Origin of the sequence: Ferrimonas marina (assembly GCF_900129905.1) — a bacterium.
In the GTDB taxonomy this organism is placed as follows: domain Bacteria; phylum Pseudomonadota; class Gammaproteobacteria; order Enterobacterales; family Shewanellaceae; genus Ferrimonas; species Ferrimonas marina.
The window spans coordinates 1-13,046 of the sequence record NZ_FQXG01000010.1 but is presented as its reverse complement, the minus strand read 5'-3'; the positions used below and the strand labels follow the sequence as shown (position 1 = coordinate 13,046).

11 protein-coding genes are annotated in these 13,046 nt (G+C 61.3%); 7 read left to right on the top strand and 4 right to left on the bottom strand.

The window, feature by feature from the left end; translation table 11 throughout:
- Window positions 1-3: 3 nt before the first annotated feature.
- The 3 genes from BUC04_RS20525 to cysQ are packed head-to-tail and all read left to right on the top strand — an operon-like array spanning window position 4 to window position 2,166.
- Entirely contained in the window at window positions 4-759 is a 756-nt protein-coding gene (locus BUC04_RS20525; RefSeq protein ID WP_067661541.1) for a type II secretion system protein N, read from the top strand.
- Window positions 760-769: 10 nt separating this feature from the next.
- Window positions 770-1,327: an ADP compounds hydrolase NudE gene (gene nudE / locus BUC04_RS20520; RefSeq protein WP_082766715.1), complete on the top strand. Its 558-nt coding sequence runs from the start codon at window positions 770-772 to the stop codon at window positions 1,325-1,327.
- A gap of 23 nt (window positions 1,328-1,350) precedes the next feature.
- The gene (gene cysQ, locus BUC04_RS20515; RefSeq protein WP_326937935.1) at window positions 1,351-2,166 is read left to right on the top strand and encodes a 3'(2'),5'-bisphosphate nucleotidase CysQ; all 816 of its coding nucleotides are present in this window, start codon (window positions 1,351-1,353) and stop codon (window positions 2,164-2,166) included.
- 14 nt (window positions 2,167-2,180) lie between these two features.
- Here the strand turns inward: cysQ and mnmH are convergent, their stop codons facing one another.
- Both mnmH and selD read right to left on the bottom strand, forming a co-directional pair.
- Complete coding sequence (mnmH, locus tag BUC04_RS20510) at window positions 2,181-3,278, bottom strand: tRNA 2-selenouridine(34) synthase MnmH (RefSeq protein ID WP_073326129.1); 1,098 nt, start codon at window positions 3,276-3,278, stop codon at window positions 2,181-2,183.
- Entirely contained in the window at window positions 3,271-4,308 is a 1,038-nt protein-coding gene (gene selD, locus BUC04_RS20505; protein ID WP_067661545.1) for a selenide, water dikinase SelD, read from the bottom strand. The genes mnmH and selD overlap by 8 nt, the downstream gene beginning before the upstream one ends.
- 177 nt (window positions 4,309-4,485) lie before the next feature.
- On the opposite strand from selD, the gene BUC04_RS20500 reads away from it, so the two are divergent.
- Both BUC04_RS20500 and BUC04_RS20495 read left to right on the top strand, forming a co-directional pair.
- Window positions 4,486-5,772: an endonuclease/exonuclease/phosphatase family protein gene (locus tag BUC04_RS20500; RefSeq protein WP_067661547.1), complete on the top strand. Its 1,287-nt coding sequence runs from the start codon at window positions 4,486-4,488 to the stop codon at window positions 5,770-5,772.
- A gap of 155 nt (window positions 5,773-5,927) precedes the next feature.
- Window positions 5,928-8,534, top strand: a complete 2,607-nt coding sequence (locus BUC04_RS20495) for an acylase (RefSeq protein WP_067661549.1) — start codon at window positions 5,928-5,930, stop codon at window positions 8,532-8,534.
- Window positions 8,535-8,588: 54 nt separating this feature from the next.
- Here the strand turns inward: BUC04_RS20495 and BUC04_RS20490 are convergent, their stop codons facing one another.
- Window positions 8,589-9,701, bottom strand: coding sequence for an acyl-CoA desaturase (locus tag BUC04_RS20490; protein ID WP_067661552.1), 1,113 nt, complete (start codon window positions 9,699-9,701; stop codon window positions 8,589-8,591).
- 143 nt (window positions 9,702-9,844) lie between these two features.
- Between BUC04_RS20490 and fabR the strand changes: the two genes are divergently transcribed.
- Window positions 9,845-10,474 carry an HTH-type transcriptional repressor FabR gene (gene fabR, locus BUC04_RS20485; RefSeq protein ID WP_067661554.1) on the top strand — a complete coding sequence of 210 codons (630 nt, stop codon included), beginning with the start codon at window positions 9,845-9,847 and terminating at the stop codon, window positions 10,472-10,474.
- 72 nt (window positions 10,475-10,546) lie between these two features.
- Here the strand turns inward: fabR and trmA are convergent, their stop codons facing one another.
- Window positions 10,547-11,641, bottom strand: coding sequence for a tRNA (uridine(54)-C5)-methyltransferase TrmA (gene trmA, locus BUC04_RS20480; RefSeq protein WP_067661556.1), 1,095 nt, complete (start codon window positions 11,639-11,641; stop codon window positions 10,547-10,549).
- 140 nt (window positions 11,642-11,781) lie between these two features.
- Between trmA and murI the strand changes: the two genes are divergently transcribed.
- Entirely contained in the window at window positions 11,782-12,564 is a 783-nt protein-coding gene (murI, locus tag BUC04_RS20475) for a glutamate racemase (protein WP_067661558.1), read from the top strand.
- Window positions 12,565-13,046 lie beyond the last annotated feature (482 nt).

The window sequence follows — 13,046 nt, the reverse complement described above, 5'->3', positions numbered from 1 at the left end:
TGGGTGCGTTTTCTGAAGTACGGCCTGGTAGGCCTGGCGGTCTATCTGCTGTTTTTACTCGTGACTCTGCCGATGGCCTGGGTGTGGAAACTCGCCCCAGTGCCGAGCGGGGTGGAGCTCAATGGCCTGCAGGGTTCGGTCTGGAAGGGCCAGGCGGCCCAGCTTAAGGTGGCTGATCGGACCCTGGAGCAACTGAGCTGGGAGCTGTATCCCAGCCGTTTGCTGATGGGCCAGGCGGCGCTGAGCTTCCGGGTCGACGGCACCGACGTGCAGGGCCAGGGTGATGTGCGCTACGGCCTGGGTGGTCTGGATGCCGAGGGGCTGCGCTTCAGTGCCCCCATCGGCTGGCTGGTGGGCGATGCCCGGCTGCCACTGCGAACCCAACTGGCGGGCAACGTCACCCTCAACCTGAGCCGGCTCGAACAGGGCGAGCCCTGGTGTGAGCAGCTCAACGGCCGTCTGCTGGTGGATGCGCTGGATGTGCGCAACCAGTTTGGCCACTATCCTCTGGGAAACATGGCGGGCTCACTGGGCTGCCAGCAGGGCAATGTGCAGCTGCTGCTGGATGGCGCAGAGAACCAGATTGGTGTCGAGGGGCAGGCGCTGCTGTTGGCCAACAACCAGGTTGAGGTGGATGCGCTGATCCGGGAGACCGACAACCAGCCGCAGGACTTGCGCCAGGCGCTGCAGTTCCTGGGCAAACCCAATGCCGACGGTGCCTACCCCATCACCTACAATGGCGCCCTGCCCGGGCTGTGAGAGAGGGCCGATGAGCGGCGATAAGAAACCGGAGATACTCAGTTCAGAACTGGTGGCCAAGAGTCGCCTGTTTCAGGTGGAGCAGTTACACCTGCGGTTCAGTAACGGTGAAGAGCGCCACTACGAGCGGATGCGCGGCACCATGTCCGGCGCCGTGATGGTGGTGCCGATGCTGGACGAGGAGACCATGCTGCTGGTGCGCGAGTACGCGGCGGGCACCCACAGCTACGAGCTGGGCTTTCCCAAGGGGCTTATCGATCCCGGTGAAACCGCCATGGAGGCGGCCAACCGGGAGCTGCAGGAGGAGGTGGGCTACGCCGCCCGTTCGCTGGAGCCGCTGCACCAGGTGGCCCTGGCCCCCAGTTATTTCTCTGCTCGCATGGAGATCCTGCTGGCCAAGGATCTCTATCCCAGCCGGCTTGAGGGGGACGAACCGGAGCCGCTGGAGGTGGTGCCCTGGTCCATCCATGACCTAGATGGGCTGCTAGCCCGCTCAGATTTTTCTGAGTCTCGTTCTATCAGTGCCTTGTTTTTAGCGCAAAAGAGGCTGAAACTTAACAAGGTGTAGTACTTTTTCGGGGTGGAGAAGAAGTGAGTCGCCTGCAAGCTTTGATTGATCCGGTGATGGAAATCGCCACATCCGCGGGACAGCGTATCCGCGACATCTACGAACAGGGACAGTTCGAGGAACTGACCAAGGCCGACAATACGCCGGTCACCACGGCCGACCTCACTGCCCACCAGTATATTGTTACCGCCCTGGCCAAGCTGACCCCCGAGATCCCCATCCTGTCCGAAGAGGACGCCGACATCCCCCTGAGTGAGCGCCAGCACTGGCATACCTACTGGCTGATCGATCCCCTCGATGGCACCCAGGAGTTTATTGCCGGCAGTGGCGAGTTCGCGGTCAACATCGCTCTGATTGAGCAGGGAGTGCCGGTGATGGGGGTGATCTACGCCCCCATCAGCGAGGTCTGCTACTACGCCACCCGGGGCAACGGTGCATTCAAGTACCAAGCCGGTGAGCTGACCCCGATCCACAGCCGTACCGTGGCACCGCAGCAGGCACTGAAGATAGCCGTCAGCCGGCGCCAGCGCCGGGAAGCGGTATTGTCCCGGTTGGATAACCAGCGGGACTACGAGCTGGTGCCCTTTGGCAGCGCTTCACTGAAAAGTTGTATGGTGGCGGAAGGGGCGGCGGATTGTTACCTGCGCCTGGGCCCAACTGGCGAGTGGGACACCGGCGCCTCCCAATGCATTGTTGCCGAGGCGGGCGGGGTGATCGTCGATACCCAGTACCAGCCGTTAAGCTACAACGAGCGGGAAAGCCTGGAGAACCCCAACTACATGGTGCTGGGCTCGCAGGCTCTGCCCTGGCGCGAGATCCTGCCGCCGCGCTCCAGCTAACCGCGTTGGCCTAGCTAACTGCGCTGGTCCAGGTACTCCGCCACTGCCGTCGGTGTGCCCCGAAATAACACCTCGCTCTCCTGCTTAGCCATCTGGTAGTGGTACATCGGGTCGTAGTATTCACTCAGCAGGATGGCGATCCATTCCCGGTGAGCGCACAGATCGCCATCGCGCTGCTGCTGTTCCAACCCGGTGCTCAGCAGCTGGTCCAGTTTCTGATACAGTTGCCCCCCCAAACGCTTGCGGACCCGTGCCAGGCTGCTGGACAGCTGTTCGGCAAAGCCAATGTGTCCCACCTCCTCCCCATCCCGGGCCAGGTACTCTGCCCGCAGGTTAATGACGTAGTCCTTGAGGATCTGCTCAACGCGCGCTGTCTGGTCCACCTCCAGCACGATACGGGGGGCCTGACTCATACGGTTGAACAGCGTCAGCGGCAGTGATGCCCGGCCGATCAGACGACTCTCATCCTCCAGCAGCAGGGCACCGCGCTGATCGCGCTGATGGCGCATCAAAGCCAGGGCCAGCCGGTTCTCGAAATCGATCTGGGCCGGCTGCGGCGTCAGCCGGCGGCCAAAGCTGGATCCGCGGTGATTGGCCAGCCCTTCCAGGTCCACCGCTTCCGGTCGCTTGAGCAGGAAATCGGTCTTGCCACTGCCGGTCATACCCGCCAAAACAAGCACCTCGGCCTGCTCGGCGCGCTGTTCGGTGCGGGCGATCAGGTGGCCGCGCAGCGCCTTGTAGCCGCCGATCACATAGGGCCGATGCACCCCTGCCTGGGCCAGCCAGGACTGGGTGATCTCGGAGCGCATACCGCCGCGAAAGCAGTACAGCACGGTATCGGGACGTTGCTGGATCTGCTCAAGCCAGGCGTCGATGCGCGCTTGTTTGACCGCACCGCTGACAAGTTGATGGCCCAGGGCGATGGCCGCCTGCTGGCCTTGCTGCTTGTAGCAGGTGCCCACTGCCGCGCGTTCCTGGTCGGTCATTAGCGGCAGGCTGACGGAGCCGGGAAAGGCGCCCTTGGCAAACTCCACCGGCGCTCGCAGATCGATCATCGGCGTGTCGGACAGCAGCAGGGCATCGTATTCGGTGGCGGGGATCCGATCAGTCAAAGCGCACCCTCACACCACCTTGATGGTGGCTCAGGCTGCCGATGCAGTGGTGCGGCAGACCAGCCTGTTGCAGCAACTCGGCGACGGTGTCTGCCTGGCTGGGGGCCACGGCCACCAGCAGGCCTCCGGAGGTTTGGGGGTCGCACACCAGCGCCTGGTCCTGTGCTGACAGTGGCGCCAGGTACTGGCCGTAGCTGTCAAAGTTGCGGTGGCTACCGCCTGGGATGCAGCCAAGGGCACGGTAGTGCTCAACCTGATCCAGCATCGGCAGGGCCTGCAGTGATACCTGGGCCATCAGATCGGCACCTTCGCACATCTCCAGCAGGTGGCCACCCAGGCCAAAGCCGGTGACATCGGTGAGGGCGTTGACCCCGGGTAGGGCGGCCAACTCAGTGCCGATGGTGTTGAGCTGGCACATCGCCTCCACCGCGATATGGCCATGCTCGTCAGCCAGCTTCTTCTGCTTCTGCGCGGTGGTGAGGATCCCCACGCCCAAGGGTTTGGTCAGGAACAGTTTATCCCCGGCCTGGGCGGTATCGTTGCGCTTGAGGCGATCCAGCGACACCTTGCCGGTGACCGCCAGGCCGAAGATCGGCTCCGGGGCATCGATGCTGTGGCCACCGGCCAGCAGGATCCCGGCATCGCGACAGGCGGCTCGGCCGCCCTCCACCACCTGCTGGGCCACTTCCGCTGGCAGGGTGTTGATCGGCCAGCCAAGGATGGCGATGGCCATAATGGGGCTACCGCCCATGGCATAGACATCGCTGATGGCGTTGGTGGCGGCGATCCGGCCAAAGGTGAAGGGATCATCGACGATGGGCATAAAGAAGTCGGTGGTGCTGATGATGCCGGTCTCGTTGTCCAGCGCGTACACCGCCGCGTCGTCGCGACTGGCGTTGCCCACCAGCAGGGCGGGATCGGGTTTAAGTTGCAACTGGCTTTCCAGGATGGTGCTGAGCACCTTGGGGCTGATCTTGCAGCCGCATCCGGCGCCATGGCTGTATTCGGTAAGTTTGATCGCTTGGCTCATTGGGGCAGTCCATTAACTTCGGCAAGCTACGATATTACTGCACTGATACCGAAGTGCGACATAACTAACAGGATTTGATTAAAAACCACACAGAACCAGAAATTTGCCATCAGCAGGCAGGGGAAATGGGGCATAATCCTCGCCACAGATCTTCGGTGATGCGGTACGGAGTAACCCATGCAGTTTCGAAACCTGGGGCTGGCCTTGTTGGCCCTGGCCCTGACCGCCTGTAGCGACTCGGGCAAAAACAGTAAGTTTGCGGAGACGGTCCGCTTTGCCACCTACCACGTGGACATGGCCTACGATGAGCCCATGGGCTATAACCGCCTGGTGCAGGAGACCTCCAACCGCACCAATCCCCGCCTGCAAAATCTGGCAGCGATGCTGCAACAGGAGATCAGCGGCGGTCGTCCGGATGTGCTGTTGCTGACCGGCTTTGCCACCCAGGTGCGTGAAAGCGGCATCGCCGACGAGGTGGCGATCCGCCAGTTCCAGGAAAACTACCTGGAGGTGTCCCAGGGTGCCGGTCTGTCACCGCTGAACTACAACTACCGCTACGTGGCGGCCACCAACTCCGGCCAGCTGATGGCCCTGGACGTGGATGGTGACGGCATCCGTTCCCAGTACCCGGAAGACACCAATGGCTATGGCTATTTTCACGGTCAGGACAGCTTTGTGCTGTTGTCCCGCTATGAGCTGGACACCGCCCAGGTCCGCACCTTCCGCGATTTTAAGTGGGCCGACGTCGATGATGCCCGCGCCCCGGGGATGGGCGACAACAACACCATGCCGGATGAGGTGTTTCGCGAGCTGAGTATCATGAGCTCTAACATGGTGGATATCCCGCTGAAGCTGCCCGATGGTCGTCGGGTCAGCCTGGTCGCGACCCAACTGGAGTCACCGGCACCGCGCGACGATACCCAGCGCCCCTACCAGCGCAGCCGGGATCAGCTGCGCTTCCTGGCGGACTACATCGATGATCGTGGCAAGGGCGACTACATCCAGGATGACAACCAGCGCCCCGGCGGTGTGGCATTGAATCGTCCCTTCGTGCTGCTGGGTCACCTGGCCTCCGACGAAGACCAGCGTGCCCACACCCTGGCAGTAGAAGGGCAGGAGTCCTACGATGGCGACTCCGGCTCAGTCAACCTGCTGCTGACCAGCTACCTGCTGCGCTTTGGTCCGGCCCTGAACCAGAACGCACCCGGCAGTGCCGGTGCCACCGATTACTTCCGCGACAGCAACAGCCCGCACCTTAACGGCCAGACCTGGACCAACATCAATGGCTGGCGCACCGACTATGTGCTGCCCCATAACGATCTGTTCGTTGCTGATATGGGTGTGTTCTGGCCGGCACTGGGGGCGTCAGGCTCCGAATGGTTGTATGACGTGGATGGCAACCAACCCAGCAGCCTGAGCTCCGGCAAGCGACTGGTGTGGATGGACATCGACTTTGGCCAATAAGCCATGGCAGTAGAACAAAGCGGCGCCCTAGGGCGCCGTTTTTCATGCACAAAAGGTACGGGGGTAAGACTAAGTCGCTATTGAATTGAGATGAAACGACTGTTTGAATGGGTGCACTCACTGGGGAGAAGTGAGCGACACAACAAGGAAAACCCATGAAAACATTACCCCTCGTCCTGTCCATGACCATCGCCTCCAGCATGCTGCTGACCGGCTGTGGCGACGATGATGACGTTACCGAGATCACCCCACCACCACCGGCGACGACGGATCCCGATCCTACCCCTGAGCCGGAACCGGAACTGGTGCTGATGGCGCCAGAGGGACAGCTCTCCGCCCAGATCCGCCGCACCACCTATGGGGTGCCCCACATCCAGGCCGATAACCTAGAGAGCCTGGCCTTTGGCTCCGGTTATGCTCAGGCTGAGGACCACCTCTGCCTGCTGGCCGATGGCTTTATCAAGGCCAACAGCGAGCGCTCCAAGTACTTTGGCCCCCATAAGCGCATCGATTTCGCCACCGGTATGCCGCTGGTGGAGGACAACCAGAACCTGATCAGTGACTTCGGTTACAAGGCGCTGCGTGTACGGGAATCCGCGGAAGCGGCCATGGCCAACCTGCCCGGTCGCACCGATGCGATGCTCAGCGGCTTTGTCGCCGGCTACAACCTCTATCTGGGCGACCTGGCTTCCGGGGCCGTCACCACCCCTAACCTGCCTTGCGCCGGTCAGCCCTGGGTGCAGCCAGTGGAGCCGGTGGATCTGCTGACCTACCTGTTCTCTATCGCCCATCTGCCGGGCTCGGCCAACTTCCTTGACCTCATCTTCTTTGCCAATCCCGGTGACGGTGAAGAGTACCTGCCGGTGCCCGCCGCCACCGCCCAGCTCAATGAGCAGAGTCAGGTGCAGCTGGCCCAGATCCAGACCCTGGCCCGGGATCGCGCCGATGCCATGGCCTTGCCCCAGGTGAACGAGCGTGGCCTGGGTTCCAACGGCTGGGGCCTGGGGGCGGAAATCACCGAGAACGGCAAGGGCATCGTGCTGGGTAACCCGCACTTCCCCCATACCGGACAGCTGCGTTTCTGGCAGTCGCACCTCACCATCCCCGGGGTGATGAACGTGATGGGGGGCTCCCTGGTAGGCATGCCTGGCGCCATCAATATCGGTTTCAACCAGAACCTGGCCTGGACCCATACCTTCTCCACCGCTGAGCACTTTGTGATGTACCAGCTGGCGCTGAAAGAGGGGGACCGCCTTACCTACCTGCTGGATGGCGAGGAGATGCCCATCGAAGCGCGGGTGGAAACCATCGAGGTGAACGTGGGCGGGGGTCAGGTGATCCCACTGCAAAAGACCCTCTACCTCACCGAGAAGGGCCCCATGGTGGAAGCACCGCCGGCACTGGCTCCCTTTGGCTGGACCGACAGCCTGGCCTTCTTTGTCCAGGATGCCAACGAGGCCAACCTGGATGTGCTGGAGCACTGGATCGCCATGAACCTGGCCACCGATCTGGCCAGCTTTCAGCAGGCCTTCATCGATTACGATGGGGTGATCTTCAACAACACCATGTACGCCGATGACCAGGGCAACGCCTTCTACATCGACGATTCCACCGTGCCCAACTTGACCCAGACCGCCATGGTGGACCTGACCTCGGATCCGGTGTTGATGGCGCTGCGCGAGCAGGCAGGTTTTACCATCCTGCCCGGCTACGACAGCACCTACGCCTTTGATGATGCAGTGCCCTATGAGGAGGCGCCCAAGCTGCTGCGCCAGGACTTCGTACAGAACTCCAACAACTCGTTCTGGTCCACCAACCCCGCCGAGCCGATCGAAGGGGTATCTCCCCTGTATGGCCCGCAGCGGGGTGAGCAAAGCCTGCGTACCCGCATGGGCCTGACCCTGATGGCCGACGCCCGCGGTGACGATGGCCTGTTCAATCCTGCAGAGGTGGAAGCGGCACTGATGTCCAACCGCACCTACCTGGCTGAACTGGTGCTGCCGGAGCTGTTGGCCCAGTGCCAGGCCCAGGGCGACACGCAGGTGGTAGTGTCTACTGAGCTGAGTGTGGACCTGCAGCCGGCCTGTGCCGCGTTGGCGAAATGGGGTGGGGCACAGAACAAGGATGCCATCGCCGGTGCACTGCTGCGAGAGTTTGGTTACCGCTTTGACAGCCAGCTGCTGTCGGTGCCTTTCGACTACCGCGATCCGGTCAATACCCCCAACACCCTGGTCAGCGACGGCTCCGCCCTGGTAGCACTGGCAGCCGCGGCGGCCAGCCTGGAGCAGAACGGCTTTGCCCTGGATGCGCCCCTGGGTAGCCTGCAGTTTGTCGAGAAGTCACTGCCGGACGGCACCCCCTCGGGCGTGCGCCTGCCCTGGGCCGGAGCCAATAACTTCGAAGGGGGCTTTAACGTCTTTGCGTATAGCAACAGCGAAGGGGATGACACCCTGCTGCCCAAGCACGCCTACCCGGCGGCCATCGATGCGGTCACCGGCGCACCGATGCGCTCCAGCCTGTCCGAGGCGGGATACCACGTGCGTTACGGCTCCAGCTGGATGATGGTGGTGGGCTTTGGCGAAGAGGGCCCCAGTGCCCGCGGGTTGCTGACCTACTCTGAGTCCAATAACGTGCAGTCACCGCATTGGAACGATCAGACCCAGTACTACTCCGACAACACCGCCTTGCGCCCGTTGCTGTTTACTGAGGATGCCATCCTCGAAGGGCTGATCTCGGATCAAACCATCCAAGCCCAGCGCTAAACTGGGATGAAACAAAAAAGCGGGCCCGATGGCCCGCTTTTCTTAGTTCGCTGGTTAGTTCAGCACTGCGTGGGCCTGTGCCCGCAGGGCGTGCCATTGACGCTGTTGCAGTTCAAAGGCATCGCGCAGCTCGGCCAGGCGCTCACGGGCACTACGGTCCAGTTCCGCCCGCTTTAACTGCAACTGGCGCTGTTTCTCGTCGTAATAGCCCTGCATCTTATGCAGCAGCTGCTCGTACTCCAGCTCCAACTTGTGCAGCCATTCGGCGGCCAGCTGATGTTCGGCCAACAGGCGTTGGCTGGACTTGAGCTGCATCGACAACCGCGCCGCCTCGATCCGACCCGCTGGCACCCGGCGCAGACTGGAGGCCAGGCCACACTTCTCCAGGGCACGGATCAGCCATTTGGTGGGGTCAAAGTGCCACCAGCGGATGCCATTGCGGTAGTCGTACTCAAAGGTGTGGTGGAAGTTGTGGTAGCCCTCACCGTAGGTAAGCAGGGCGATCACCCCGTTATCCCGGCTGCTGTGTTGATCGCTGTAGGGCTGGCTGCCCCAGATGTGGGCCAGGGAGTTGATAAAGAAGGTGCTGTGATGCACCACCACCAGGCGCAGGAATCCGGCCAGCAGCAGGGTACCCAGGGCATCGCCGAACAGCGCACCGAGCAACAGCGGGGCGCCAATGTTGGTACCCAGAACCCACCAACCATAGTGGTTGTGCTGGTTCATCACGATGGCGTTCTTCTGCAGATCCCGCACGTTCTTGTAGTCCGGGGTCGGCTGGTAGTTGCGCAGCATCCAGCCGATGTGACTGAACCAGAAGCCGCGGCCGGCGGAGTAGGGGTCTTTGTCGTTGTCGTCCACATGCTTGTGGTGCACCCGGTGATCGGCGCACCAGTGCAGGATGCTGTTCTGCATCGCCATGGCACCGCCGATGGCCAGCAGCCATTGCACCGAGGGGTGGGCCTGCCAGGCCTTGTGCGACCACAAACGGTGGTAGCCAGCGGTGATCGACATGCCACTCCACAACCAGAAAACAGCGGCAATCACCATGCTGGCGGTGGAAAAGCCGTGTTGCAGGCCATACCAGGGCACGCCAATCACAGCGACAGCAAAGGTGGAGATAAAGATGGCGAGATTCAGCCAGAGGATAGGGGGTTTCTTGGTCATCCTTGATAACTTCTTCGGCGTACACTTGTTAGCTATTTTCGATTTTCCCGCGCCGATTGCAACCCCTACGCGTGCGCAAAGGGTGCGGAGGCGTCCATCAAGTTGTACTATCTTGCTGATCTGAAAAGCGTGAGTGAGAGAAGATGGGGATCCGAGCCCAGCAAAAAGAGAAGACCCGTCGTGCCCTGGTGGACGCGGCGTTCAACCAGTTGAGCGCCGAGCGCAGCTTCTCCAGTTTGAGTCTGCGTGAGGTCGCCCGGGAAGCGGGCATTGCCCCTACCTCCTTCTATCGCCACTTCAAGGACATGGAAGAGTTGGGTCTGACCATGGTGGACGAGGGCGGTCTGACCCTGCGCCAGCTGATGCGCAAAGGGCGCCAGCGGGCAGAGCAGGGGGGGAGCGTGATCCGTGCTTCCATCGAGACCTTTATGGAGTTTGTCGACTCCAACCCCAACGTGTTTCGTCTGCTGTTGCGCGAACGTACCGGTACCTCAGCGGCTTTCCGTTTTGCCGTGAACCGGGAGATCCGCCACTTCACTGACGAGCTGAACGATTACCTCCAGGCCCGCGCCGGTCGGCTCAAGGCACTATCTTATGCCCAGGCGGAAGCGATGGTGGTACTGGTGTTCTCCTCCGGCTCCGAGGCGTTGGATCTGACCCGTACCGAGCGCAAGGCCCTGACCGAGCGCCTGATCCTCCAGGTGGCCATGCTGGCTATGGGGGGCGAAGCCCTGCAGAACTCTCAGCGCTATAAGAACCTGACCGACCAATAAGCGGCAGCCCATTTCCCATGCGCTAGAAACAACAAACCCGCCGAACGGCGGGTTTGTGCGTTTAGGGATGGCTTAGCGGCGTTCGAGTAGCACACCCGCTTCCATGTGGTGGGTGTAGGGGAACTGGTCGAACAGGGCAAACCGGGTGATCTTGTGGGTTTGTCCCAAGGTCTCCAGGTTGGCCATCAGGGTCTCAGGGTTGCAGGAGATGTAGAGTATCCGCTGGTAGCCCTGCACCATCTTCTCGGTGGCCGGGTCCAGGCCGGAGCGCGGCGGATCGACAAAGATGGTGTTGCAGTCGTAGTCGGCCAGGTTGATCCCCTTGAGACGGCGGAACTCACGCACGCCGTTGATGGCGTCGGTAAAGTCCTCCGCCGACATCCGCAGGATGGTGACGTTGTCGATGCCATTCTTCTGGATGTTGTGCTGTGCGGCCTCCACTGATGGCTTGGCCAGCTCGGTGGCCAGCACCTTGCGGAAGTTCTGGGCCAGGGCCAGGGAGAAGTTGCCGTTACCACAATACAGCTCCAGCAGATCCCCTTCGCTGTTGCGGGTCACGTCCACCGCCCACTCGAGCATCTTTTCCGCCACCTTGCCATTGGGCTGGGTGAAGCTGTTCTCAATCTGACGGTAGTGGAACGGCTTGCCATGCACCTGCAGCACTTCGTCAACGTAGTCCTGCTCCAGGCAGACCTTCTGCTTACGGGCTCGGCCGATAAAATGCACCTTGGGCTCACCCCATTGGGCCTGCAGTTCGCGGACCCCGTCCTGCCAGGCCTCGTCCAGCTGGCGATGGTAGAGCAAGCTGATCACCAGCTCACCGCTGAGGGTGGAGAGGAAGTCGACCTGGAACAGCTTACGGCGCAGCACCGGGTTAGGCTGCAGGGCGGCGTGCAGCTTCACCATGTATTGGTTGATCAGCTCGCTGGCGGGCAGGTACTGGGTCACCGCCACCCGCTCCTGGCGGGCCTGGTCAAACATGATGTAGTCCAGGTTGTCGCCATCGTGCCAGACCCGGAACTCAGCCCGCATGCGGTAGTGCGCCGGCGGGGAGGGGAACACCTCCAGCTCCGGCGTGTCGTGTTGCGCAAACAGGGCACGCATGCGCTCGCACTTCTCTGCGAGTTGCTCGTCATAGCGACGGGGATCAAGGGCAGCGAGATCCATAAATTCTCCGGCGAAGATTCAAAGGGGGCAAATTCTAACCACCTGCCCGGTCAAGTCCACCCCTCCTTGGTACAAAGGCGTGCTTGTGTGAGAATGACGACCTTCCTCTCATTACTGCATTGGTTTAGCAGACAGGCGATATGGGCTCCATTGTTATCTTCGATTCGGGCGTCGGTGGCCTCTCCATCTATCAGGAGATCCGGGCCGCGATGCCAAAGGCAGACATCCACTACCTGGCCGACAGTGCCCGCTTTCCCTATGGCGAGCTGGACGAGCACGATCTGGTAGAGGGGTGTGTCCGGCTGATCGAGTCCCACCTGCAGCGTCATGCTGTCGCCATGGTGGTGATCGCCTGTAACAGTGCCTCGACCCTGGTGCTCGAGCCATTGCGTCAGCGCATCGGGCCCCCGGTGGTGGGGGTGGTCCCGGCGGTCAAGCCGGCGGCGGAGCAGACCCGCAACGGTGTGGTGGGCCTGCTGGCCACGCCAGGTACGGTGCAGCGCCGCTACACCGATGAGTTGATCCAGACCTTCGCCGCCGAGGTGACCACCCTTCGCATCGGCAGTTCAGAACTGGTAAAGATGGCGGAGCAGAAGCTGGCAGGCACTCCGGTGAACATGACCGCACTGGCCCAAGTGCTCACCCCATGGCTGGAGCATCACCCCAACCCGGACACCATCGTGCTGGGCTGTACCCACTTCCCGCTATTAAGGGAGGAGCTCACTGCCTTGCTCGGTGGCCAGGTCAATCTGGTGGATTCCGGCGAGGCGGTTGCACGTCGGGTAGGCAACCAGGTCGAAGCGTTAGCATTGGAGCTCAGCGACAGTGGCGCGGCCTACTTCTATACCACCGGCGCTTTGCCAAACGCGGCGCTGCAATCCGGGCTAAAAAGCCTGGGATTCAGCCAAATCACTGTCATCTGAGCCAGGCTTCTGATCTTTTGGCCATCAACTGAGCGCCAAGGGTGAATAAATCGCCAGTTAAAAAGAATTTTGTCACTCCCCCTTGCGCCATGAAAAAGCCGCCCTATAATGCGCTCCTCGTTGGCAGGGACAACGGCGCAGCGCGCTGAAGCGACCGGTCAACATGGCGTCAGCCACTCAGGTAACTCGGTAAAAAAGTCCTTGACTCACTAAGTTAACTGAATAAAATGGCGCTCCACTTCGGGATGGCGAGCCAACGGCTCAAAACACGAAGTTTGAGGTCAAAAAGAAAACGCGATTTTCTGCTTGACTTCAGCAACGGGAAGCGTAAGATACGCATCCTGCTTCGGCAACGAAGCAACGCTCTTTAACAATTTGTCAGACAATCTGTGTGGGCACTCACGCAGGATTGAGAAATCATCATTTTCTCGATGCTACTGAGTGACTGCACAACATGCAGAGTAATTTGGTCTTCGGACTAA